Origin of the sequence: Ruegeria pomeroyi DSS-3 (genome assembly GCF_000011965.2) — a bacterium.
Taxonomy (GTDB): domain Bacteria; phylum Pseudomonadota; class Alphaproteobacteria; order Rhodobacterales; family Rhodobacteraceae; genus Ruegeria_B; species Ruegeria_B pomeroyi.
On sequence record NC_003911.12, the window covers coordinates 2,479,893 to 2,503,498 of the forward strand.

Annotated in this window: 24 protein-coding genes and 1 pseudogene; 6 read left to right on the top strand and 19 right to left on the bottom strand. The window is 64.0% G+C overall.

The annotated features are described in order from the left end of the window. Positions 1–6 precede the first annotated feature (6 nt). A complete protein-coding gene (locus tag SPO_RS11855; RefSeq protein WP_011048056.1) occupies positions 7–777 on the bottom strand; it encodes an enoyl-CoA hydratase-related protein in 771 nt (256 codons plus the stop codon). A 181-nt stretch (positions 778–958) separates the two neighbouring features. Then, positions 959–1,558 carry a superoxide dismutase gene (locus SPO_RS11860; RefSeq protein WP_011048057.1) on the bottom strand — a complete coding sequence of 200 codons (600 nt, stop codon included), beginning with the start codon at positions 1,556–1,558 and terminating at the stop codon, positions 959–961. Positions 1,559–1,659: 101 nt separating this feature from the next. Here SPO_RS11860 and SPO_RS11865 point away from each other — a divergent pair, with 101 nt between their 5' ends. Beyond that, positions 1,660–2,412 carry an FkbM family methyltransferase gene (locus tag SPO_RS11865; RefSeq protein WP_011048058.1) on the top strand — a complete coding sequence of 251 codons (753 nt, stop codon included), beginning with the start codon at positions 1,660–1,662 and terminating at the stop codon, positions 2,410–2,412. Positions 2,413–2,418: 6 nt separating this feature from the next. On the opposite strand, the gene SPO_RS11870 is transcribed toward SPO_RS11865, so the two are convergent. From SPO_RS11870 to SPO_RS11915, 10 genes are all read right to left on the bottom strand, one after another. Beyond that, a complete protein-coding gene (locus SPO_RS11870; RefSeq protein WP_030003224.1) occupies positions 2,419–2,796 on the bottom strand; it encodes a hypothetical protein in 378 nt (125 codons plus the stop codon). A 56-nt stretch (positions 2,797–2,852) separates the two neighbouring features. Then, positions 2,853–3,287, bottom strand: a complete 435-nt coding sequence (locus SPO_RS11875; RefSeq protein WP_011048059.1) for a hypothetical protein — start codon at positions 3,285–3,287, stop codon at positions 2,853–2,855. A 24-nt stretch (positions 3,288–3,311) separates the two neighbouring features. Further along, a complete protein-coding gene (locus tag SPO_RS11880; protein WP_044028371.1) occupies positions 3,312–3,722 on the bottom strand; it encodes a hypothetical protein in 411 nt (136 codons plus the stop codon). 55 nt (positions 3,723–3,777) lie between these two features. Continuing rightward, complete coding sequence (locus SPO_RS11885; protein ID WP_044028373.1) at positions 3,778–4,254, bottom strand: hypothetical protein; 477 nt, start codon at positions 4,252–4,254, stop codon at positions 3,778–3,780. A gap of 63 nt (positions 4,255–4,317) precedes the next feature. Further along, positions 4,318–4,884 carry a sarcosine oxidase subunit gamma gene (locus tag SPO_RS11890; RefSeq protein ID WP_011048061.1) on the bottom strand — a complete coding sequence of 189 codons (567 nt, stop codon included), beginning with the start codon at positions 4,882–4,884 and terminating at the stop codon, positions 4,318–4,320. Continuing rightward, the gene (locus SPO_RS11895) at positions 4,877–7,909 is read right to left on the bottom strand and encodes a sarcosine oxidase subunit alpha family protein (RefSeq protein ID WP_011048062.1); all 3,033 of its coding nucleotides are present in this window, start codon (positions 7,907–7,909) and stop codon (positions 4,877–4,879) included. Before SPO_RS11895 ends, SPO_RS11890 begins: the two co-directional genes overlap by 8 nt. Before the next feature lie 45 nt (positions 7,910–7,954). After that, positions 7,955–8,284 carry a sarcosine oxidase subunit delta gene (locus tag SPO_RS11900; RefSeq protein ID WP_011048063.1) on the bottom strand — a complete coding sequence of 110 codons (330 nt, stop codon included), beginning with the start codon at positions 8,282–8,284 and terminating at the stop codon, positions 7,955–7,957. Between the two features lie 180 nt (positions 8,285–8,464). Continuing rightward, positions 8,465–8,704 (bottom strand): hypothetical protein, encoded by a 240-nt coding sequence (locus SPO_RS11905; protein ID WP_044028375.1) that lies wholly within the window; start codon positions 8,702–8,704, stop codon positions 8,465–8,467. Between the two features lie 157 nt (positions 8,705–8,861). Beyond that, positions 8,862–9,200 (bottom strand): TfoX/Sxy family protein, encoded by a 339-nt coding sequence (locus SPO_RS11910; protein ID WP_030003225.1) that lies wholly within the window; start codon positions 9,198–9,200, stop codon positions 8,862–8,864. A 79-nt stretch (positions 9,201–9,279) separates the two neighbouring features. Next, the gene (locus tag SPO_RS11915; protein ID WP_030003226.1) at positions 9,280–10,524 is read right to left on the bottom strand and encodes a sarcosine oxidase subunit beta family protein; all 1,245 of its coding nucleotides are present in this window, start codon (positions 10,522–10,524) and stop codon (positions 9,280–9,282) included. 177 nt (positions 10,525–10,701) lie between these two features. Here SPO_RS11915 and ccmI point away from each other — a divergent pair, with 177 nt between their 5' ends. From ccmI to SPO_RS11930, 3 genes are read left to right on the top strand one after another with little or no spacing between them, the layout of a single operon-like run. Next, complete coding sequence (gene ccmI / locus SPO_RS11920) at positions 10,702–11,937, top strand: c-type cytochrome biogenesis protein CcmI (protein ID WP_011048066.1); 1,236 nt, start codon at positions 10,702–10,704, stop codon at positions 11,935–11,937. Further along, on the top strand, positions 11,934–12,398 hold the full coding sequence (gene ruvX, locus SPO_RS11925; RefSeq protein ID WP_011048067.1) for a Holliday junction resolvase RuvX: 465 nt from the start codon (positions 11,934–11,936) through the stop codon (positions 12,396–12,398). Before ccmI ends, ruvX begins: the two co-directional genes overlap by 4 nt. Positions 12,399–12,411: 13 nt before the next feature. Then, complete coding sequence (locus tag SPO_RS11930; protein ID WP_011048068.1) at positions 12,412–12,645, top strand: DUF1289 domain-containing protein; 234 nt, start codon at positions 12,412–12,414, stop codon at positions 12,643–12,645. A 71-nt stretch (positions 12,646–12,716) separates the two neighbouring features. On the opposite strand, the gene SPO_RS11935 is transcribed toward SPO_RS11930, so the two are convergent. From SPO_RS11935 to SPO_RS11965, 7 genes are all read right to left on the bottom strand, one after another. Then, entirely contained in the window at positions 12,717–14,111 is a 1,395-nt protein-coding gene (locus SPO_RS11935; protein WP_011048069.1) for a calcium-binding protein, read from the bottom strand. Between the two features lie 144 nt (positions 14,112–14,255). Further along, positions 14,256–15,041, bottom strand: coding sequence for a hypothetical protein (locus SPO_RS11940; protein WP_011048070.1), 786 nt, complete (start codon positions 15,039–15,041; stop codon positions 14,256–14,258). After that, positions 15,035–15,859: a sulfite exporter TauE/SafE family protein gene (locus SPO_RS11945; protein WP_011048071.1), complete on the bottom strand. Its 825-nt coding sequence runs from the start codon at positions 15,857–15,859 to the stop codon at positions 15,035–15,037. The genes SPO_RS11940 and SPO_RS11945 overlap by 7 nt, the downstream gene beginning before the upstream one ends. Positions 15,860–16,099: 240 nt before the next feature. Beyond that, on the bottom strand, positions 16,100–16,906 hold the full coding sequence (locus tag SPO_RS11950; protein ID WP_011048072.1) for an IclR family transcriptional regulator: 807 nt from the start codon (positions 16,904–16,906) through the stop codon (positions 16,100–16,102). 35 nt (positions 16,907–16,941) lie between these two features. Next, on the bottom strand, positions 16,942–18,303 hold the full coding sequence (locus SPO_RS11955; RefSeq protein WP_011048073.1) for a TRAP transporter large permease: 1,362 nt from the start codon (positions 18,301–18,303) through the stop codon (positions 16,942–16,944). 10 nt (positions 18,304–18,313) lie between these two features. Next, a complete protein-coding gene (locus SPO_RS11960) occupies positions 18,314–18,982 on the bottom strand; it encodes a TRAP transporter small permease (protein ID WP_044028376.1) in 669 nt (222 codons plus the stop codon). A 94-nt stretch (positions 18,983–19,076) separates the two neighbouring features. After that, the gene (locus SPO_RS11965) at positions 19,077–20,309 is read right to left on the bottom strand and encodes a TRAP transporter substrate-binding protein (RefSeq protein WP_011048075.1); all 1,233 of its coding nucleotides are present in this window, start codon (positions 20,307–20,309) and stop codon (positions 19,077–19,079) included. Between the two features lie 127 nt (positions 20,310–20,436). Between SPO_RS11965 and SPO_RS11970 the strand changes: the two genes are divergently transcribed. Both SPO_RS11970 and SPO_RS11975 read left to right on the top strand, forming a co-directional pair. Then, positions 20,437–22,044, top strand: a complete 1,608-nt coding sequence (locus tag SPO_RS11970; protein ID WP_011048076.1) for a GMC family oxidoreductase — start codon at positions 20,437–20,439, stop codon at positions 22,042–22,044. Between the two features lie 51 nt (positions 22,045–22,095). Beyond that, positions 22,096–23,323: pseudogene (locus tag SPO_RS11975) on the top strand (thiamine pyrophosphate-binding protein). Positions 23,324–23,606 lie beyond the last annotated feature (283 nt).

Here is a 23,606-nt window from a genome sequence, read left to right on the forward strand (position 1 = left end):
TGTCTCTCAGTCGATCCAGTCCAGATGGCGGCGGCCCGGATCCATGAAATGCTCGACCATGACCGGGGTTGCCAGCGCATAGGCCTGCTCCAGCGGCAGCTCCAGATGCCGGTTCAGCGTTTCGAGCCCGCGCCGCAGCGGTGCCTGGTTGCGCGCCGCCAGCGCGCCTGCCAGATCAGCCACATGCGTCGCCAGCGCCGCCTCGGGCAGGATACGGTTGATCAGCCCCGCCGCCAGTGCCCAGTCGGCGTCATAGGTGGCCCCGGTCAACGCCATCTCGGTAACCGCGCGGCGCCCGATCACCCGTGACACCGCCACCGCGGGCGTGGTGCAAAACCCGCCATTCTGCACCCCGGGCAGGCAGAATCGCGCAGCAGGAGAGGCATAAGCCAGATCGCAGGCCGCCATCAGTTGCAACCCGGCGGCGGTGGCGATCCCTTCGACCAAAGCGATGGTGGGCTTGGGGCAATGCGCCAGATCCAGCATCAGCGCGCTGCACGCCTCGAACAGGTCGGTGACAAAGGCCCGCCCCTCGTCCGGGTCGGCCCGGTGGCGCCCGATCTCCTTCAGGTCGTGGCCCGCACAAAAGATGCGCCCCGGCCCGTGGATCACCAGCACATGCACATGATCATCGCCCATCGCCCGCCGCAGAGCGTCGTGCAGCGCCGCGATCATCGCCCGCGACAACGGATGCGCCGGGGCCCGGCCCAGCGTCAGGGTCAGCACCCCCTCGCTCAGCACCTCGCCCAGCAGCCCGTCTTGCGACATCTCGTTCATGCCTTGACCCTCCCGTATGCAGAATGCCCTGCATGACCCAGGCTGACCAGCCCCTTCATTTCGCTCAAAATACTCCGGGGGAGCCGCCTTCAGGCGGCGGGGGCAGCGCCCCCTCCTCCGCCAAAGAAAAACCCGGCCCCCGAAACGGAGACCGGGCCTGAACCGTAACACCTGCGCAAGGTTACATGCGCGAGGCGACGTTTTCCCAATTGACCAGATTGTCGAGGAAGTTGGTCAGATAGGCTGGGCGCTTGTTGCGGAAGTCGATGTAATAGGAATGCTCCCACACATCGCAGCCCAGCAGAGCGGTCTGACCAAAGCAGAGCGGGTTCACACCGTTCTCGGTCTTGGTCACTGCCAGCGAGCCGTCGGCATTCTTGACCAGCCAGCACCAGCCCGAACCGAACTGGCCGGCACCGGCAGCGGAAAACTGCGACTTGAACTCGTCGACCGAGCCAAAGCTCTCGGCAATCGCCTTTTCCAGCTCGCCCGGCATCTTGCTTTCGCCCGGGCCCATCATTTCCCAGAACTGGTTGTGGTTCCACAGCTGGCTGATGTTGTTGAAGATGCCGTTCTGTGCCACGGCGCTCTTGTCATAGGTGCCGGTGATGATCTCTTCCATCGACTTGCCGTCCCACTCGGTGTCGGCGATCAGCTTGTTGCCGTTGTCGACATAGGCCTTGTGGTGCAGGTCGTGGTGATATTCCAGCGTCTCGGCGCTCATGCCCTTGGAAGCCAGCGCGTCATGTGCATAAGGAAGGTCGGGAAGTTCAAAAGCCATCTTGGCCCCCTGTTGAAATTTCTGTTGCGGTCCCAAGGTTACATGCTTCCCGGGCGGGCAGAGGTCAAGGGCCGAGACGGCAAAAGCGGGGTATAGGGCAGATGTTCACCGGATTGCGCAAGATGGCCTATCGGGCGCGCGGCTATTATGCGGGCGCACTGAATGGCGAGCCCTTCCGGCTGGACCCCTATCATTCCAAGTTCTGGCGCAGGGCCACGGCGGGCGGCTGGGAGCCCGAGACTTTTGCCGTGCTCGACCAGTATCTGTCGCCCGATCGCGACTATGTCGATATCGGCGCCTGGATCGGGCCAACCGTGCTTTATGCCGCGCGCCGGGCGCGCCATGTCTGGTGTTTCGAGCCCGATCCGGTGGCGTTGCGCCATCTCCTGTGGAACCTGGAGCTGAACGACATCCGCAATGTCTCGGCCTTTGGCGTGGCCTTGTCTGACGGGTTCGGGCTGGCGCGCATGGCCTCGTTCGGGGGCGAGGCCGGGGATTCGATGACCTCGCTGCTGGCCTCGGGCAATCATGGTACCGAGGCGCTCACCATAGGCTGGGACCAGTTCGCGCAAACCGTCGATCTGACGGATGTCTCGCTGGTCAAGATGGATGTGGAGGGGGCCGAATTCGGCGTGGTCCCGACGCTGAGCGACTGGCTGCGCGCCCACCGCCCCGCCTTTTACCTGTCGACGCACGCCCCGTTTCTGGAGGAAGCGGCGCGGCCCGAGGCGATGGCAGGCCTTGCACGCGCGCTGGAGTTCTACGCCTCGGCCACCGACGAGGCCGGCGCCCCCGCCGACCTGACCGCGCCCGAGGCCCAAAGCCGCTTTTGCAGTTTCCTGTTCAGTGGCTGAAAGAGTTCAGGTTTTTGCGATCTTGCACTGCCCGGTGGCGGTGACATCGTCGTCATAGCCGCGAAACCACAGCCGCAACGAGGCTTGGCCGCTGTCGGCCCGGACGCGCATAACGAAGGTGATGCCCAGATCGCTGTTTCCTGTCGTGGGAACCCGGTCGATTGTCCAACTGGCGCGCCACCTTTTTCCCTGCCTGGTCACCTCGGCACGGATCGGTTTGCCGTGGACATGAGCGATAATCGGATCAATCACCGTCGAGCGCGAGAGGTCGGGCTGGATATCAAGAATCACGCGCTTGGGCACAAAACTGCGATCATTGGTGAAACCATACCCGGTAAAGTCGCAATCATAGACCTGCCCCGCCACTGCCGCCCCGGCCAACATCAGGGCGCAGGCCTGTGCCAGCAGACAAGACCGCAGCCCCCGTTTCAAAACATGTTTCATTTCTTCTTCCCTCTTTCGCACTTGCCCTGCCCGCGCAGCGCATCGCCATCCATGCCGCTGTGAATGGCCGAGATGTTCACACTCGCCTTTCGGGTATTCAGCGTCGCCTTGTATTCCACATCGGTCGATCCGGGGCTGTTGGAGTAATGCGCGTCCTTCAGCTCCCACCGGAATTCCCAAAGATCGTCGCTTCGTTTCTTCAGGTCGGCCTGAATAACGTCGCCGTAAATCTCCTTGATATAACCGTCATAAACAACCGCGGCGCCGCTGCTGCGATCCATCGCGAAACAAATCTTGGGGGGAATCCAGCCGATATTGGAGTAGCTCTTGGTCTCGCAGATATATTCCTCGGACAGGACCTTGTCATTCTTCGCCAGAACAGAGGTGGCGGGCAGCGCCAGGCTCAGCGCAATAGTGGTGATTTTCAGCATATCTTTAGAACGGCCTTTCCTTTGTCATTCTTTTCCAATCGCGCATTTCCCCCACCCCTTAGGGTAACTCGAATACTGGGTCGCCAGAACGGCACGGAGCCGGACCTTGCCGGTCTTTTCGTTCAGGACCGCTGTGTAGACGGCATGTTCCTTCATCCTGAGATTGCTGACGGGAATGTTCTTGACGCTCCACTCGATTTGAATGGAGGTCGCGTCCCGGCGTTCCAGCTTGCCCGCCATGGGGCCTTCCTGAACCATCGCGATGATCCCATCCATGACCTGCACATTGGGCTCATCAACCACAAACACGACTCTTGGCGGGATCCAGCCATAGTCCTGGTTCGAGTCTAGCTTGCAGTCATAGGCCTGCGCCGCGCTGGCCTGCATTCCGGCTAGACCTGTAATCGCGGCAATCACGGTTGCCACCATTTTCATGTTCGTTCTCAATTTCTTGCGATCCACTTTTATACTCACTCCCGACTGACTGCTCTCATTGCCTGACGCAATCCCCTTGCACCGCCTCTAGCTCCACATCCAGGACCTCGTCGCTTGTGAAATTGAGAACAAACCTCCCGGGTCCGCGCGGGATACTGGCCATGAACCGCCCACGCCCGCTGGCCTGACCGCGTCCTCGAAGGTGAAACAACTCCCATTCGAGGACCATCTTCCTGTCACTATACCGCCGAAGCTGAGCGGGAATTGCGCGGCCGAACTCCAGATGCGTCAACGAATCTTCCACCATCGCCGAACCCTGCTCGGGAAAAACCACAAAAGAAAAGGTCCACGATGCTGGCAGGTGGCTCCGGCTCAAAGGTTGCAATACCTCCGGCTTGTTAACCGTGCAGGAATAGCACTCGGTCTCCGCTGCCACAGAGATGGAAGTAAGAGGTAAAAAGAACCCGGCCAAAAGAAAAACCGGCCCGAAAAAACGAGCCGGTTTGAAAACCTTGAGCGAGCCGTGATGCATTCTATTCTCCGTCTTACCCGGAGAATACGTTCCCATCCGACTTATTCAACCCTGAATATGTCTTCAGAATGCGCCGACAGCGCTTCCCGGTTGTGCGGCCACTTTCAGCAACTTGAACACGTAATCTGCGACTGAACGGAAGCAAATAATGCAGAAGCTGCCATCCTCCTCCATCCAGAAGGCACCGGCCACCTGGGCCAGGCGCGAGCGGCGGAAATCGCCAGGGCCGAACGCGCCCGGGGCGAAATCGACCGGGGCGAGCTTGGCCATCACCTCGCGCGAATGTGCGCCCGAGACACGAAACATGGCGCGGGCGTCCGACACGTCCACCGCCAGGCTGTGGGCCTCGCCCAAAGCCTTGGTCATGGCGGCCAGCTTGTCGCCGACCTCACCATGCGGGACCAACACCAACAGTTCGTCGGGCGACATCCAGCACAGCCCGCTTTGGCCCGCCACTTTGGCGCGGCGCTGGCCGGGCATGTCCTGCCCGGTGGCGCCAGTGGCGGCGGCCATGACCGGTTTCGAAGCCAGATCGCCCCGCAGGGTGATCATGCCCTGCAGGCCGCATTCCTCGACCCGCACGATGCCGTCATAGGCGGCACCCATCAATGCGCTGACAGGTTTAGACATTCTGTTTCGCCCCTTCCTTGTCATAGAAAACCGGGTCCACGATCTTGGCCTTGTAGGACTTGCCGTCAGTGCCGGGGAATTCGACGATCTCGCCCATCCGGTCCGGCCCGTGCTGGATCAGGCCCATGGCGATACCGCGGCCCAGATTGGCCGAGTAATAGGTCGAGGTGACCCGCCCGATCATGTTGCGCTGACCGTTGGCATTGACACCCTCGCCCACCGCATAGGCACCGTCGGGCAGGACCGAGCCGTCGACCGTTTCCAGACCCACCAGTTTCCAGCGGTCGCGGTCGGCCATGTGGCTGCGTTCCTGCGCGCGCTTGCCCAGGTAGTCGTCCTTCTTCTTGGACAGAGCCCAGTGCAGCCCCAGATCCTGCGGGATCACGGTGCCGTCGGTCTCGTCCCCGATCATGATGAAGCCCTTTTCGGCACGCAGGATATGCAGGGTCTCGGTGCCATAGGGCATGACACCGAATTCCTTGCCCGCATCCACCAGCGCCTCCCAGAAGGCCAACCCCTGGCTTGCTGGGACCGCGATCTCGTAGCTCAACTCGCCCGAGAACGAGATGCGATAGGCCCGCGCGTCGAATTCGCCGATCCGCCCGTCGCGCCATTCCATGAAGGGCAGCGCCTCGACCGACAGGTCCATGCCGCCGCCCGCCTTGGCGTTCAGCTTTTCCAGCACCTTGCGGGCCTTGGGGCCGACCACGGCGATCTGGGCATATTGCTCGGTCACGTTGGCGACATAGACCTTCCAGTCCCACCATTCGGTCTGCAGCCATTCTTCCATGTGGCCATGGATGCGCTCGGCGCCGCCGGTGGTGGTGTGACACAGGAACGTGTCCTCGTCGATCCGCGCCACCACACCGTCGTCGATGAGGAACCCGTTCTCCGAACACATCAGGCCATAGCGGCATTTGCCCGGTTTCAACGTGCTCATCATGTTGGTGTAGAGCATGTCGAGGAACTTGCCCGCGTCCGGCCCCTTGACGATCAGCTTGCCCAGCGTCGAGGCATCGAGCAGCCCGAGGTTCTCGCGGGTGTTCTTGACCTCGCGATTGACCGCGTCATGCACGCTTTCGCCCGGACGGACATAGGCAAAGGGGCGGCGCCACTGGCCGACCGGTTCCCAGTCGGCGCCATTGGCGTTGCTCCAGTCATAGATCGGCGTCTTGCGCACCGGCTGGAACACTTCGCCACGCGCCTCGCCACCGATGGCGCCCATCGAGATCGGCGTATAGGGCGGGCGGAAGGTGGTGGTGCCGACCTGCGGGATATCTGCATTCAATGCATCAGCAAGGATCGCCAGGCCGTTGATATTGCTCAACTTACCCTGATCCGTCGCCATGCCCAGCGTGGTATAGCGCTTGGTATGTTCAACGCTTTCATACCCCTCGCGCGCCGCCAGCTGCACGTCCGAAACCTTGACGTCGTTCTGGAAGTCGAGCCAGGATTTCATCCGCAGCTGTACCTCGGCATTGGCGGGCATCAGCCAGACCGCCTCCATCGCGTTCTCACCCGTTGCCACGCCTTCGGGCACCTTGGTGCGCTTGGGGCTAAACCCGGCGGCCTTGGCGGCAGCCTTGCCCGCGGCATCGGCATCGGCCATCACCTGATCCAGCGCCAGCGGCCCGTTGGCGGACCCGGCTGCCACCACATAGCCCTTGCCATCCGCACCCAGCGGCGGGCGGTCGGGATCGGGGCGGAAATGCGCGTTGGCGCGGTCCCAGATCAGCTTGCCGCCGCAATGGGACCACATATGTACCACCGGCGACCAGCCGCCCGACATCGCGACCGCGTCGGCCTCGACCTCTTCACGGGCGCCGCCAACACCGTCCTGATTGCAGATCGAGATCTTCTTGACCCGCTTGCCGCCCTTGACCTTGGCAATCGCCTTGCCGGGATCGACCCGGATGCCCAGCGCGCGCGCTTCGTCGGCCAGCGCACCGCCGCCCTCCTTGCGGGCGTCGAGAATGCGCAGCACGTCGACACCAGCCTGTTTCAGGATGATGGCGGTGCGATAGGCGTCGTCATTGTTGGTGGCGACCACAACGCGCTGGCCCGGGGTCACACCCCAGTTCACCACATAGTCGCGCATCGCGCCCGCCAGCATCACGCCGGGCACATCGTTGCCGGCAAAGGACAGCGGGCGTTCGATGGCGCCGGTGGCGCTGACGATCTGCTTGGCGCGGATCCGCCACAAGCGATGGCGCGGCCCCGGCACGCCGGGGGTATGGTCGGCCACCCGCTCGTATCCCAGCGCATAGCCGTGGTCATAGACACCGGCGCCCATGGTGCGGGCGCGCAGGGTGACATTGTCCATCGCTTCCAGCTCGGCCAGGGTGCGGCTTACCCATTCGTCGGGTGACAGGCCGTCGATGGTGCCGCCGTCGACCGGCGCCCGCCCGCCCCAATGGGCGGTCTGCTCAATCAGCAGCACCCGCGCGCCCGAGCTTGCTGCCACCTTGGCCGCCTGCAATCCGGCCACGCCGCCGCCGATCACCAGGATATCGGTGTGGACATGGAAATGCTCATAGGTATCGGCATCCACCAGCTCCTTGTCGGGCGCCTTGCCCAGACCGGCCGAGCGGCGGATGATCGGCTCGTAGACATGCTTCCAGAACGGCGCCGGATGGATGAACATCTTGTAGTAAAAGCCCGCCGGCAGAAAGCGCGACAGATAGGTGTTCACCGCCCCGATATCGAAATCGAGGTTGGGCCAGTGGTTCTGGCTGGCGGCCTTGAGGCCGTCGAACAGCTCGGTCGTGGTGGCGCGCTGGTTCGGCTCGAACCGCGCGCCCTCGCCCAGACCGACCAGTGCGTTGGGCTCTTCGGCGCCGCTGGCCACCACCCCGCGCGGGCGGTGGTACTTGAACGAACGGCCCATCATCATCTGGTCGTTGGCCAGAAGCGCCGAGGCGAGCGTATCGCCCTGAAACCCACGCATGGTGGTGCCGTTGAAGGTAAAGGTCACCTGTTTCGAACGGTCGATCAGGCGGCCCTGTTTTGCGAGACGGGTGCTCATCTTACGTGAACCTTTCGCAAGAGAAAGACATGACAGAGGCGGACATCAGGAGAATTCCCTCCAGCTCCAGCCGGGGCGTTTTGCGCTGATCGCGTCGCGGATCTCCTGCGGCGGGCCGCTGACCTGCGCCGAATAGGTGCCGAACACTTCCAGCGTGGCGGTACAGCGCGCGGCGTGAAACCACTTGCCGCAGCCCGAGGCATGGCGCCAGCGTTCCAGATGCACGCCCTTGGGGTTTTCGCGCGAGAACAGATAGCCATGCAGCTCGTCATCGCTCGCTCCCGGGCCGAAACGCTTCAGATGCGCTTCGCCACCGGCGGCAAGTTCGGTTTCATCGGCAGCAACCCCGCAATAGGGGCAGGTGAGGATCAGCATCGACAGCCTCCTTGGTCAGTGCCGGTCGCAGGGACCGGGACGCGCAAACGCCCGCCGCCGCGCCGGGAAACCGGGCGGGCGGGGCAGATCAGGGTGAGAGAAACGGGAATGGCGGCGCACAGGGCCGCGAGGGTGGCGGGCGCCAAGGGGCGCCCGCCCGCGCCAGTACGGCGCGCGGCCTCAGTCGGCCGGCGCCGCCGGAGCGGCAGGTTCGATGGCAGGCTCGGTTGCCGGAACGGAACTGGTCGCGCCTGCCGGGTCGGCCGGTGCGCCGGTGCCATCGCCGGACGGTGTGCCGCCCAGGCTGAGCAGCACGACGAGCAGCAGAATGATGAACACGATGGCCGCGCCGACGGCCCAGCTGCCGACCGATCCGCTGCGCGATGGCGGGTAATACTGGCGTTGCTTGATGTCGTCCATGGAAACTCCTCCGATGGTTGGAGTTCCAGAATGACCGCAGACGCATGCGCGGCAATATCGGCGGATTTCCCCGCGCCAAATCGGCATGCCACAGCCGGAAGCGCAGGCAAGACCCGGCCAATTCCAGCCGGTCGCACCAGGATATCGAGCGGGGCGCTCATCGCGCGGCCTCCTTGGGCGGCAGGCTGGCGGCATGAGCCAGGGACATCTCGGTCAGGCGGGACCGCAGGGCGGCATCCTCGAAGGCGCCCGCGTCCAGCTCGACCATACCGCCCATGGGACGGCCGGTGAATGAAAGCGGCTGCGCGCCCAGCGCCAGCGCTGCGCCCTCCTGTGCCTTGCCGGGGCGGTACATGGCGCCGTCACGGGTGACGCCGCAGACCATGTGGCCATGCAGCAGGAAACACAGACCGCCGAACATCTTCTTTTCGGACAGGCCCGGCTCCACGCCCAGATCGGCGCGCATGGTCTCGGCCAGGGTCTCGGAATAGGCCATCACGCTCCCCTCGCGGCTGCGCGGCAGGCAGAGTTTTCGACGAAAACTCTGCAAAAGATTTTTCGGAGAAAAATCTTGGTCAATGCGCCACCCCTGCGGCCACGCTCTCGTCGATGAAGCGGCCTTCCTTGAAGCGGTCCAGCGAGAAGGCCTCGGCCAGCGGCGAATGGCCCGTTGCCATCAGCTGCGCCATGGCCCAGCCCGATCCGGGGATCGCCTTGAACCCGCCGGTGCCCCAGCCGCAGTTGATGAAACAGCCGCCCAGCGGCGTTTTCGAGATGATGGGCGAGCGGTCGCCGGTCATATCCACGATGCCGCCCCATTGGCGCAGCATCTTGAGCCGCGAGATCATCGGGAAGGTCTCGACCAGGGCGCGCACGGTCTCCTCGATATGGTGGAAGCTGCCGCGCTGGGTAAAGTTGTTGAACCCGTCGGTGCCGCCGCCGATCACCATCTCGCCCTTGTCCGATTGCGACATGTAGCCATGCACCGTGTTGGCCATTACAACCACGTCCATGCAGGGCTTGATCGGCTCGGAGACCAGCGCCTGCAGCGCCAGCGCCTCGACCGGCAGGCGGAAACCGGCCATCTCCGCCAGCTGGCCGGAATGGCCCGCCACCACGACGCCCAGCTTGCCGCAATCGATCGACCCCTTGGTGGTGTCGACGCCAACGACCTGGCCGCCCTCGCGGCGCACGCCGGTGACCTCGCATTGCTGGATGATGTCCATGCCCATGGCCGAACAGGCCCGCGCATAGCCCCAGGCCACCGCATCATGGCGCGCGGTGCCACCGCGCTCTTGCCAGAGCGCGCCCAGCACCGGGTAACGCGGCCCGTGCAGGTTGATGATCGGCACCAGCTGCTTGACGCGTTCGGGGGTGATCCACTCGGTCTTGACCCCTTGCAGCGCGTTGGCATGGGCGGTGCGCTTGTAGCCGCGGATCTCGTGCTGGGTCTGGGCCAGCATCATCACGCCGCGCGGGCTGAACATCACGTTATAGTTCAGGTCCTGGCTCATCGTCTCGTAAAGGCTGCGCGCCTTTTCATAGATCGCGGCGGAGGGGTCCTGGAGGTAGTTCGACCGGATGATGGTGGTGTTGCGCCCGGTATTGCCGCCGCCCAGCCAGCCCTTCTCGATCACGGCCACATTCTGGATGCCGTAGTTCTTGCCAAGGTAATAGGCGGTGGCAAGCCCGTGCCCGCCGGCGCCGACGATGACCACGTCATAGCGCTTCTTGGGCTCAGGCGAGCGCCAGGCGCGCTCCCATCCGGTGTGATAACGCAGCGCTTCGCGCGCGACGGCAAAGGCGGAATAGTGCTTCATGGGCGAATCCGATCCGGTTCGTGACTTGGTGGCAGATATGCCGTGCCCCCCCAGCATAGCCCCGTCCCGGACCGCCGCAATAATGCGAGATTGCGACATGGCACCGCCTCGCGTCCATTTGCCCCTTTTTTCAGCGCACAGGCGGGGCTAGATGAAGGGGATCAAAGCGGAGCACCCATGACATTCTGGATCCTCGTCACCCTGATGGCCCTGACCGTGGCGGCGCTGCTGGCGCTGTCGATGCTGCGCGCGCGCGTTGCGGCGGAACCGGCGGCGGCCTATGACCTGCGCGTCTATCGCGACCAGCTGGCCGGGGTCGACCGCGATCTGGCGCGCGGCGTGATCGACGCTGGTGATGCCGAACGCATCCGCACCGAGATCTCGCGCCGCATCCTGGCCGCCGATGCGCAGATGCGCGCCGAGGTCGAAGGCGGCGGTCAATCGCTTCGCAAGGCGGGGTTGGGGGCGCTTCTCGGTGCGGTGGTGATCGTTGGCGGCACGATGGCGCTTTACTCACGGCTGGGCGCGCCGGGCTATGGCGACCTGCCGCTGCAACTGCGCCTCGACATTGCCGAGGCCAACCGTACCGACCGCCCGGGCCAGGGTGAGGCCGAGGCGCGCATTCCCGCGCATCCCGCGCCGCAGCTGGACCCGGGCTATGCCGAGTTGCTGGGCAAGCTGCGCGACACCGTGGCCCAGCGACCCGACGACATTCAGGGCCAGATGCTGCTGGCCCAGCACGAGGCCAATACCGGCAATTTCGCCGCCGCCTATGCCGCCAAGGGGCGCGTCATCGCCCTGCTGCAGGGCGATGCCAGCCCGCAGGATTTCACCGAACAGGCCGAAATGATGATCCGCGCCGCCGGCGGCTATGTTTCGCCCGAGGCCGAGGCGGTGCTGTTCGAGGCGCTGCGGCGCGACCCCGAATACGGGCCCGCGCGCTATTACTGGGGCACCATGCTGGCACAGATCGGGCGGCCCGACCTGGCCTTCAACACCTGGGCGCGAACGCTGCAGACCGCCCCGGCGGGCACTGCCTGGGGCGAGGCGATCCGCGAGCAGATCGGCGAACTGGCGATGCGGGCCGGGGTCAACGACTATACCCCGCCCGCGCCGCCAGCCGGCACCGCCCTGCCCGGTCCCCGGCGTGAGGATGTCGAGGCCGCCTCTGAAATGGACGCCGAAACACGGGCCGAAATGATCCAGGGCATGGTGACCCGCCTGTCGACTCGCCTGGCGACCGAAGGCGGCACGCCGCAGGAATGGGGCCGCCTGATCGGCGCGCTGGTGGTGCTGGGTGATACCGACCGCGCCCGCGCCATCCTGGACGAGGCGCGCCAGGTCTATGGCGAAAGCCCCGAGGCGCTGGTCCTGATCGAAAGTGCTGCGCAAAGGGCGGGGCTGGGCGAATGATCTGCGAAACGGTCGAAGAGTTCGCCGCCGCCCTGCCCCCGTTCAGCGCCCTGGCCGGGCTTGACCTGGGCGACAAGACAATCGGCGTTGCCGTATCCGACCGGATGCGCGGCGTGGCCACCCCGCTGGAAACCATTCGCCGGAAGAAATTCGGGCTGGATGCCAGCGCCCTGCTGGCGATTGTCGAGCAGCGCGAGATCGCCGGCATCGTGCTGGGCCTGCCGCGCAACATGGATGGCAGCGAGGGGCCGCGCTGCCAGTCGACCCGCGCCTTTGCCCGCAACCTGAGCCGCCTGACCGAGGTTGCGATCACCTTCTGGGACGAGCGCCTGAGCACGGTTGCGGCGGAAAAGGCGCTGCTTGAGGCGGATACGACACGAAAGCGTCGCTCAGAGGTGATCGACCACGTGGCGGCGGCCTATATCCTGCAAGGGGCGCTGGATCGCCTGCGCAATCTCTGAGGGGCTTTGGCCGATGTCCGACATGGTCTGGAAACGCAACGAGGTCGACAGCCCCTGCATCCGCATCTGCGTGGTGCACCCGACCGAGCGCATCTGCACCGGCTGCTATCGCTCGATCGACGAAATCTCGCGCTGGTCGAAGATGCAGCCCGAAGAGCGCCGCGCAATCATGGAAGAGCTGCCCGACCGCGCGCCCCAGCTGCGCAAGCGCCGGGGTGGCCGGGCCGCGCGGCAGGCGCAGGAGTGAGGCACCCGATCCCTGTCAGCACAGGCCGCCCGCGCCGATAGGACGCGGGCAGGCAATCGCCCTCCGGTGCCTCAGGCCGCTGCAACCAGATCGTCATTCTCGACAACCTGGATATCGGCCACGGTGAGCCCGGGATAGGCATTGTCGATCTGGGCAACGATGACATTGTCATACAGCACAAGCGCGACACCGCTGGTGTCCGGATCCTCTTCGATGGTCACTTCACCGGAACTGCCGGTGGGCACCTCGATCCGCAACTGATCGGTGACGGTGTTGAAATCGTCGATCCGCGCAACCGCGCTCTGTTGCATCCATGGACCGACAACAAAGGTATCTTCCCCGCCGCCGCCGGTGGCCTGATCGCCACTGCCCAGCCACAGCTCGTCATCGCCCGCGCCGCCGATGATGGTGTCGCGGTCCAGTTCGTCCTGAATTCCCGAGGCCGCATTGCCCAAGCGGCCGACGATCCCCATGATCGTGTCCTCGCCCGTGCCGCCATCCAGCAGATCGCCGCCAGTGCCGCCATCGAGACTGTCATTGCCCGCCTCACCGTACAGGCTGTCGGGCCCATACCCGCCCAGCAGCGTGTCGTTCTGGTTGCCGCCCAGCAGCACATCCCGGCCCAGGCCGCCGCGCAGAAGGTCGGCGCCGTCGCCGCCAGACAGGCTGTCATCACCGTCCTGCCCGCTCAGCCGATCGTCTCCGGTGCCACCAAGGGCGGTATCATTCCCCTCGCCCGCGTTGATCACATCCGGCCCGACCCCGCCGTCCAGACTGTCATCCCCGGCACCGCCCGACAGGTGGTCGCCGCCATACCCGCCCAGCAGCGTGTCACTGCCCGCGTCGCCATAGAGATGATCCAGCCCGGTGCTGCCATGCAGGAGATCGGCCCCATCGCCGCCGGACAGGGTGTCGTCGCCCCCTTGCCCGCGCAGCACATCGTCTCCGGTGCCGCCATCGGCGCTGTCATTGCCGTCGCCGCCAAAGATCAGGTCGCTCCCGGCGCCACCATCAAGGCTGTCATCGCCGGAATTGCCGAACAGGCGGTCACCACCGAAGCCGCCTTGCAGCGTATCAGTGCCCGCGCCGCCCGACAGAACGTCCAGGCCGGTGCTGCCATGCAGCAGGTCATCTCCAGCCCCGCCCGTCAGCGTATCGTCGCCATCCTTGCCACGCAGCACGTCATTGCCGGTGCCGCCATCGGCACTGTCATTGCCCGACCCGGCAAAGATCGAGTCATCGCCGCCAGCGCCGGACAGGGTGTCATCCCCGGTGCCCCCGTTGATCCAGTTGGCCAGATCATTTCCCTGCAACAGGTCGTGGCCATCGGTTCCCGAGAATTCGCGATCGCTTGTCGGTTCCCCTTCGCCCCCCGAACCGCCGTCATCATCATCGTTTTCATCAATTGCCCAGGCAATCGTTCCAACCGTCAAAGCCGTTCCAAGCAAAATGAGAACCGTAAGCATACTGGTATTCCCCCAACACTAAATCGCAATAAATTTATCACATATTTCATGAAGTTAGAGGGCCTTATTGAGCTTCTTTGAAATTGCACTCAATTGGCGAAATTAACCAACATGCTTCGCGTTTGAGGGGATAAATCTATCTCTTTACGGGAGCGCAATCCAATCGCTGACGCCCCCAGGTAGTTCCGGCCGGAAATAGGCGATCATGCGGCCATCAGGTCCGGCATCCAGATCTTCGGCCCAGGGTGCGACCCCGTGCAGGCAATGACGGTGCAAGAGATAGGCCTCGCCCGGGCGGGCATGCACGGCGATTCGAGGGCAGGTTTCGAATACCACGCGGCGTGCCGCCTGATAGGCCTCGGTCACGTCGACCCGGTGCCAGTCCTCGGGCGGATGGCCCGCCATCGCGCGCGCCAGCGCCGGGCCCAGGATGCGGTGGCTGCCCTCCCACAGGATCAACGGCGCGGCCTCGGGCGCCGCCGCGCTCAGCGGCAGGCCGAGGATCCAGCCATGCGGCTCGTCCACATGGCGGCGCCGGTCGGTGCCTTCGGGTTTCAACCCGTCCACATGCGCCGCCCCCCGGTTCAGGCGATAGCGAAACGCCACCTCACCCTCGCCCTGGCGCGGACGGGGATAGCCCGGATAGGTCACCGAGACCTGACCGCGATGTAGCGGCAGCATGCCCAGGTGGCGGGTGATGAAATCAATCGCCTGCCCGGCCAGCGGCGGACCGTCGCCCACCCGGCCCGTTTCGTCATTGTCCAGCGCGTCGACCCCGATGAACCAGGTCCCCTCGCAATCGAGCCATTGGGCATGGGCCGGATCGCGCACCGCGTGACGCGCAGCGGGCAGCACATGGTCGACCCAGGCGGCCAGAACCGGGTCGAACGGAAACCGCAGCCAGCCCCGGCGCAGAAACGCCTCTACCATCCCAGCGCCTTGCGCAGCATGTTGAGCGCCACCAGCGTCAGGAACACGGCAAAGATGCGTTTCAGCGGTTTGGGGTCCATCGCATGGGCCAGTTTCACCCCCCAGGGCGTGGTGATCAGCGTCATGCAGATGACCACGCCAAAGGCCACCAGATTGACCGCCCCCACCGTCAGCGGCGGCCGCTGCGCCGGGTCGATCTGGAGAAGCAGGAAGCCCAGCACCGAGGGCACCGCGATGATCACGCCGAACCCGGCGGCGGTGGCAACCGCGCGGTGAATGGGCGTGTTGTAAAGGCTCATCAGCGGCACGCCAAAGCTGCCGCCACCAATCCCCATCAGCACCGACAGGAACCCCACGATGGGCGACAGGACCATGCGACGCAGACCGCCCGGCATCGCCTCGCCCAGCCGCCAATGGGCACGCCCCAGCCCCAGATAGGCGCCGATCACGATGCCCAGCACGCCAAACAGCGCCTGCAACGCGACCGAGCGCAGCGAGGCGGCGACCATGACACCCAGAACAGCGCCCACCGCAATCCCCGGCCCCCAGCCGCGCAGGATCTGCCAATCGACCGCGCCCTTCTTGTTGTGGCTGAGCACCGAGCGCAGAGAGGTCACGATGATGGTGGCAAGCGAGGTGGCCAGGCACATCTGCATCAGCTGCGGCCCGCCATAGCCCAGCGTCTGGAACGCATAGAAAAAGGCCGGCACCAGCACGATACCGCCGCCCACCCCCAGAAGACCGGCCAGCACCCCGGCAAAGGCGCCGATCACGATCAGCAGGGCCAGCATCTGCAACAGCAGCATCGTATCGGGCATCGGTCGGTCTCCGCGCTTTGGTCCCGTCAGGGGTACAACGCTGGCGTGACAAGGAAAAGCGCTCTTGTGAGGCTATTGCCCGTGTCCAAGGTCACATGAGTTTTACCGTCATGTCATCGGCAGACTTCGGAAATGCCGCGAGAGGGCGAACGGCAGCTTCGGTCCCGGTCTTTCTTATGCTGCTCCTTGCGCAACCGGGTGCGTGGCACAGAAAACCGCCATTGACCTTTGCGCGCACTATCATTCGGCGCGGGAGTCGGCCGCAATCGGTTCGCCCTCGGACAGCAGTTCCGACAACCGGCGCGCCGCGGTTTTCAACCGCTCGACATGGCCGATGGCGTCGGGCATCGCCAGCCGTTGCACCGGAGCGTGGAACGACAAGGTCGACACCATCCGCCCGTTCCCTTCGAGGATCGGAACCGCAACGGCGATCATGTCTTCCATGAATTCCTCGTTGTCGGTCGAATAGCCCCGTTCACGCGCTTGTATCGCCTCGTCGATCAATGCTTCGGGGTCGGTGATCGTACGTTTCGTGTGCGGGTCCAGTTGCGCGGACAGGGCATAGTTTCGCAGATGGCGGCGATCGAGGCTGCTGAGATACATCTTGCCGCTGGCAGTGCAGTAGAACGGAACGCGCGTGCCCACCGGAAGCTGGATGCGCAGCGGCCATTTGGTTTCCACCCGGTCGAGATAGACCATCGCGTCGCGGTCCGGGATCGCGATATTGCTGGTTTCGCCGATCTCCTCGGCCAGTTTCGAGAGAATGGCGATACGTGCGGTCCGGATCCGCAGGGACGACAGGATGCCGGTCGACATCTTGCGCATGCGGCGGCCGGGGGAATACCCCCGGCCATCGATTTCGCGTTGGATGAAGCCCTCGTTTTCCAGCGTCGTGAACAGCCGGTGGATCGTGGGCTTGGGCAGGCCGAGTCTTTCGTTCACTTCGGTCGGGGTGACGGGCACCCCGGCTTCGGCCATGGCTTCGAGGACGAGCAGCAATCGCAGGTTGGTGGGAATCGCGCCTTCTCTTTCGCCGTCGTCTGCCATTACCGTTCCTTGTTGGTGAACCCCTTCACCATGCTTTACCCGCTCGGGATCAGGATTGTCGAGAGAGCCGGAAGCAGCGCCACCATGATCCAGACCGACAACAGGGCGAACAGGTAAGGCACCGTGTAGCGCAGCAGCCGGAAATAGGGCACGCCTGTCACGCCCGAGGCGACATAGAGGTTCAGCCCGTAAGGCGGGGTGATGAAGCCGATCGAGGCACCGACAAGGAAGATCACGCCGAACTGGATCGGATCGACCCCGACAGAGGCCGCGATCGGCGCGAGGATCGGGGCGAGGATGATGGTGACGGGCAGGCTTTCAAGCACCATGCCGGCAAAGAAGACAATCGCCATCGAGGTGAACAGAACGGCATAGTAGCCACCCATCCCGCGCACGAAATCCCCGATGATCTCCTGCGCGCCCAGTACCGACAGGATCTGCTGCATCACCACCGAAACGGCGATCAGCGGCGCCAGGATGCCGGTGATCTGGGCCGAGCGCATGGTGATCGAGGGCAGTTCCAGCGGGCTGAACCCCTGTACCACCAGATATTCCGAGATACCGCGTTCCCGGAAATCGCGTTCCTCGGACGGGCGCCCCATCAGCGCATGGATCGGCAGGCTGACGAAGCCCACGATGATGCAGAAGCCGACGGTCACACCCGCCGCCTCGGTCGGAGAGAACTTGCCGGTGTAGATCCCCCACAGGACCAGCCCGATCGCGAAGAAGCCAAGCCAGGCGCCAAGGCCGGTTTTCAGAACCCGGGCCAGCTCCAGCCGGATCAGGTGACCCCACTTGTTGCGCGAGCAGATGAAGAAGGCCACCAGCATCATGCCGCCGACCATCATCGCGCCCGGAATGATCCCGGCCACGAAAAGCTCGGAAATCGGCAGGTTCATCAGGAAGCCGTAGACGATGAAGATGATCGAGGGCGGGATGATGATGCCCACCGTGCCGCCCGCCGCCGCGGTGGCGGCCGAGAAGCGTTCGTCATAGCCGCCCTTGACCATCTCGGGGTGCAGCATCGAGCCGATTGTCGCCGTGGTGGCCGAGTTCGAGCCGGAGATGGCGGCAAACAGGCCGCAAGCCCCGAGCGAGGCCATCGCCAGCCCGCCGCGCAGCCAGCCAAGGCAGGCATAGGCGAAATCCGACAACCGCCGGGCGATGCCGGAGCGGTTGATCAGGTCTCCGGTGAGGATGAAGAGCGGCATCGCCAGCAGGGCGAACCCGTCGGTGAACACATCGGCCAGCGCCGAGCCGGTGTTGATCAGCGGCAGGCCCAGAACAAGGCTCATGCCGATGACCCAGTAGCCGATCACCAGAAAGACCGGCACGCCCAGCATGAACAAGAAGGTCACCCCGACCGAGATGAGGATCGTCCAGTTTCCGTCAGTCATGGTCTTTCCCTCAGTCAGCGCCAATGGATACGGCGGCGATCAGGTCACTTCCGTCACGATAGTTTCTCAGGTCCTCGAGCCAGTTTTCCAGCGCGCGCGCAGCGATCAGGATAAAGCTGAGCGGGACCGAGACCAGGAACCACCATTGCAGGACATTGTCCGTGCCCAGCAGGATCTGGAAATTCGCGGCCGAATTGGCGGCCACCTGGGTCGAGGTCACGATGACGATCCAGGCAAAGCCGATCCACAGGAGCGCATCGAGCGACAGGCAAAGAAACTGCAGTGGCCGGGGCATATTGCTGCGGAACTCGGCAAAGGCCAGATGCGTGCGCAGCTTGACGTTATAGGCGCAACCCGCCCAGGTCATGATCAGGAACATGAAGGGCGGCAGGGTGGTGGACCACGGCGCCTGCACGTTCAGGACAAAGCGCCGGAAGACCTCGACAAAGATGATCGCGCCGATCAGCAGATAGGTTGACACCATGACGGTGGCTTCGAACTTGCGCTCGACCCATGGGAAGTAGTGATAGATCGCCAGAAACAGCGCGCTGCCCAGCAGGGTCACGACGCCACCCAGGACCCATGCGGCATCGGTCTTGAGGGACTCGCTGATCATCCAGGCGTCGTTTGACAGGACAGCGCGGAATATCTCGGCGATGTCGCTCATGATAGTGGTCATTATGCCTCCTCCCCGGGACAGGCAAGGTTGTGAAGTTCATTGGCTGGCGCAACGGTGGCGGCGCCGGCTTGGCCAGCGCCGCCAGGTTACGTCCTCAGCCTTTCCACCAACGGCGCGGTTCGACATTTTCCGGCTTCATGTCGGCGGGCACTTCACGGGCCACCCGATGCAGTTCGGCATAGGTATCAATGCCGCCCGACCAGTTGTTCAACCGCTCGCGCCATTGCGCCCACGGCTCGGGGTTGTACTCGGGCGAACACATTTCCTCGGCCATCTTGATCTGGTCCTCGGCAAGGAATGCCGGGCGGACGTCATGTTCGTCAAACAGGGTGCCAGGCAGAACCGGATCCGAGAAACCGACGGTCTTGACCAGCGCCGCCTCGTTTGCCGCCTGAACGTGAACCTGCGCCAGATAGGCCGATTCCATCACTGCGTCCTGAAGGTAGCCATCGAGGCTGTCAAAGACCTTGGCCGACATCGAGGTGTGTTCGGTTCCGCAGAAGAACCGCAGGTCGACCGACTGCGACACCACCGGAGACATGTTCGCATAGGCCACGGCCGAGGCCCAGGTTTCGGCACCGTCGATCAGGCCGGTCTTGAGACCGTCAAGGGTTTCTTCCCAGGCCACCGGCACCGGGTTCAGGTTCAGCAGCTGCATCGCGATGCGGCCCAGCTGGGTTCCCGTGACGCGGTTCTTGGTGCCGAACAGTTCCTCCAGCTTGGTGACGGTCGGCTTGTCGGCAAAGGACTTGCCCATCTGCAGACCGCGCAACTCGCAATGGCTGAACAGGAACTTGAGGCCGTGACGCTTTTCCAGCGGGTCGCGCAGGATCGCGTTCGATTCCGGGCTGTAGAGGAAATGATACTGCGATGCGCGGCCCGGGAAGACATAGGCATAGTCGAGAACATTCAGATAGGGCGCGCCACCAGCCGAGTTCTGGGTCGAGGCCGCATAGATATCGACGATGCCATTCTGGGTCTTCTCGACACAGGACAGCTGGCCGCAGATCTGGTTGTCGCCGATGAACTCGACACGGATTTCACCATCGGTGCGCTCTTCGAGATCGCGGGCGAATTCCAGGCAACCGGCGCGTTCGATCAGCAGGTTGCGCGCGTTGAAACCGGCGGCACCGAACTTCAGCGTGTGCTTGGCCTCTTTCTTGAAGCGCTTGTCATAGGTCGATTCGGCGGCAGCGGCGAGTGATGGAAGCGTCACCGCACCGGTCAGGCCTCCCAGCCCCAAAACCGTGGATGACAGGCCGAAACGCCCTGCGACCCTGAAAAAATCGCGGCGCGACACGCCGCTCAGTTTGTCCGAAACCTTCATGAACTTCTCCTCCTCCGTTCATAATTGTTGATTATTGAGACTTGTGGTATCATTTTTAAAATAATATGCATAGTGACGCAAGAGAAACTTGCCCAGTGACTTTCAGAGCCGTGGGAGGACCCAGTCGATGCAGACGAAGCAGGCCGATTACATCGTTGTTGGTGGGGGTTCTGCCGGGTGTGTGCTGGCAAATCGCCTAAGCAAGGACCCGGCGAATCGGGTGGTGTTGCTGGAGGCCGGGCCGCGCGACTGGAATCCGTGGATTCATGTGCCGGTCGGCTATTTCAAGACGATGCACAACCCGAGTGTCGACTGGTGCTACCGCACCGAAAAGGACAAGGGGCTGAACGGCCGGGCCATAGACTGGCCGCGCGGCAAGGTTCTGGGCGGCTCGTCCTCGCTGAACGGTCTGCTTTACGTGCGCGGCCAGCCCGAGGATTACGACCGCTGGCGCCAGATGGGCAACGAAGGCTGGGGCTGGGACGATGTCCTGCCGCTGTTCAAGCGGTCCGAGAACCAGGAGCGCGGGCCGGACGCGTTTCATGGCACCGGCGGCGAGCTTTCGGTGTCCAACATGCGCCTGCAGCGTCCGATCTGCGATGCCTGGGTCGCGGCAGCCCAGAATGCAGGCTACCCGTTCAACCCCGATTACAATGGCGCCACGCAGGAAGGGGTGGGCTATTTCCAGCTGACCACCCGCAACGGCCGCCGCTGCAGTTCCGCCGTCGCCTTCCTGAACCCCGCGCGCAAGCGGCCCAATCTGGAGATCATCACCAAGGCGCAGGTCAGCCGCGTGATCGTCGAGGATGGGCGCGCCACCGGGGTCCGCTATTTCGACGGATCGGGCCGGGAACAGACGATTACCTGCAGCCGCGAGGTGGTGCTCTCGTCGGGTGCCATCGGCTCACCTCAGATCCTGATGCTGTCGGGCATCGGCGAGGGAGAGCAGCTCAAGGCCAACGGGATCGAGGTGATCCACGACCTGCCAGCCGTGGGCAAGAACATGCAGGACCATCTTCAGGCCCGGTTGGTGTTCAAGTGCAACGAGCCGACGCTGAACGACGAGGTCCGCTCGCTGTTCAACCAGGCGCGGATCGCCGCAAAATACGCCCTGTTCAGGTCAGGCCCGATGACGATGGCCGCCAGCCTTGCCGTCGGGTTCATGAAGACCGGCCCGCATGTGGACACGCCCGACATCCAGTTTCATGTGCAGCCCTGGTCGGCCGACAGCCCGGGCGAAGGGGTGCACCCGTTCTCGGCCTTCACCATGTCGGTCTGCCAGCTGCGTCCCGAAAGCCGCGGCGAGATCCGCCTGAACGGCAACGACCCGCGCGAATACCCCAGGATTCACCCGAACTATCTGGCGAGCGACCTGGATTGCCGCACCCTCGTCGAAGGCGTCAGGATCGCCCGGAGGATCGCGCGCGAGGACCCGCTGAAGGCCAAGATCTCTGAGGAGTTCCGCCCGGCGAAAGAGCTGGGGCTGGACGATTACGAGGGCACGCTTGACTGGGCGCGCAACAATTCTTCGTCGATCTACCACCCGACGGGAACCTGCAAGATGGGCCGGGGATCAGGCACGGTGGTGGATGCACGGCTGCGCGTTCATGGCATTCGTGGCCTGCGTGTCGCCGATTGCTCGATCATGCCCGAGATCGTCAGCGGCAACACCAACGCCCCCGCCATCATGATCGGCGAAAAGGCCAGCGACATGATCCTGGAAGATCACGTCTGAACCCGGCGCGCGCCATCTATTCCTGCCAAGAATTCACCGAGGAGACCCCCCATGAAGATGACGACTGAAGAAGCCTTTGTGAAAGTGTTGCAGATGCACGGGATCGAAAAGGCCTTCGGGATCATCGGCTCGGCGATGATGCCGATTTCCGACCTGTTTCCGGCAGCGGGCATCCAGTTCTTCGACTGCGCTCATGAATGCAACGCGGGCATGATCGCAGATGGCTATACCCGCGCCACCGGCAAGATGTCGATGATGGTGGCCCAGAACGCCCCGGCATCACCAGCCTGGTGACCCCGATCAAGACCGCCTACTGGAACCACACGCCGCTTTTGATCGTGACGCCGCAGGCGGCCAACAAGACGATCGGCCAGGGCGGTTTCCAGGAAGTCGCGCAGATGGCCCTGCTGGAGGACATGGTGGCCTATCAGGAAGAGGTGCGTGACCCCAGCCGGATGGCAGAGGTGCTGAACCGGGTGATCCTGCAGGCCAAGCGCGCCAGCGCGCCCGCCCAGATCAACCTCCCGCGCGATTTCTGGACCCAGGTGATCGACATCGACCTGCCGGCCATCGTCGAGTTTGAACGCCCCTCGGGTGGCGAAGAAGCTGTGGCCCGTGCCGCGGAACTGCTGTCCTCGGCCAGGTTCCCGGTCATCCTGAACGGCGCCGGAGTCGTTATCGGCGGCGCGATCAGCGACTCCAAGGCGCTGGCCGAACGGCTCGACGCACCCGTGTGCTGCGGATACCAGCACAACGACGCCTTCCCCGGCTCGCACCCGGTCTCTTCGGGCCCTGCGGCTATGGCTTTCCGGCCATCGTCGGCGCCAAGATCGGCCGCCCGGACGTACCCGTGGTGGGCTTCGCCGGTGACGGCGCCTTCGGCATCTCGATGAACGAGATGGTCTCGGTCAGCCGCGACGACTGGCCAGCGATCACCATGATGATCTTCCGCAACTACCAATGGGGCGCGGAAAAGCGCAACACCACGCTGTGGTTCGACGACAATTTCGTCGGCACCGAACTGGCGCTGGACGTGAACTATGCCGCCATCGCGCGCGGGTGCGGCGTCGACGGCGTGCAGGTCTCGACCATGGACGCGTTGACCGATGCGCTGAACACCGCCGTGCAGGCGCAGATGAAGGAAGGCAAGACCACCTCTATCGAAGTGCTGCTGAACCAGGAACTGGGAGAACCCTTCCGTCGTGACGCGATGAAGAAGCCGGTCTCGGTGGCGGGGATCAACCGCGACGACATGCGGCCCCAGCCATTGGCCAACTGAAACGAACGGACACCGGGGTCAACCTCTCTGCCCGGGTGTCCCGCGCCCATCCAGTGCTTCCTTCCGCAAGGGTCGGCGCTTCTCAAAGAGGGAAATGATGACACAGGCGGCCAGCGTATCCGGGCGGTCGTTTGCCGGGCTCGTCGATCTCTCGCGCGGCAAGGACCATGGGTTCAATGATCAAACGCACCGCCCCGGCGGATCAATGCGTTTGCCCGCTATCGCTTGACCGAGGCGCCCCCGTTACCGAAGCCCTGCCCCGTAACGCCGACTGCAGCCGCGT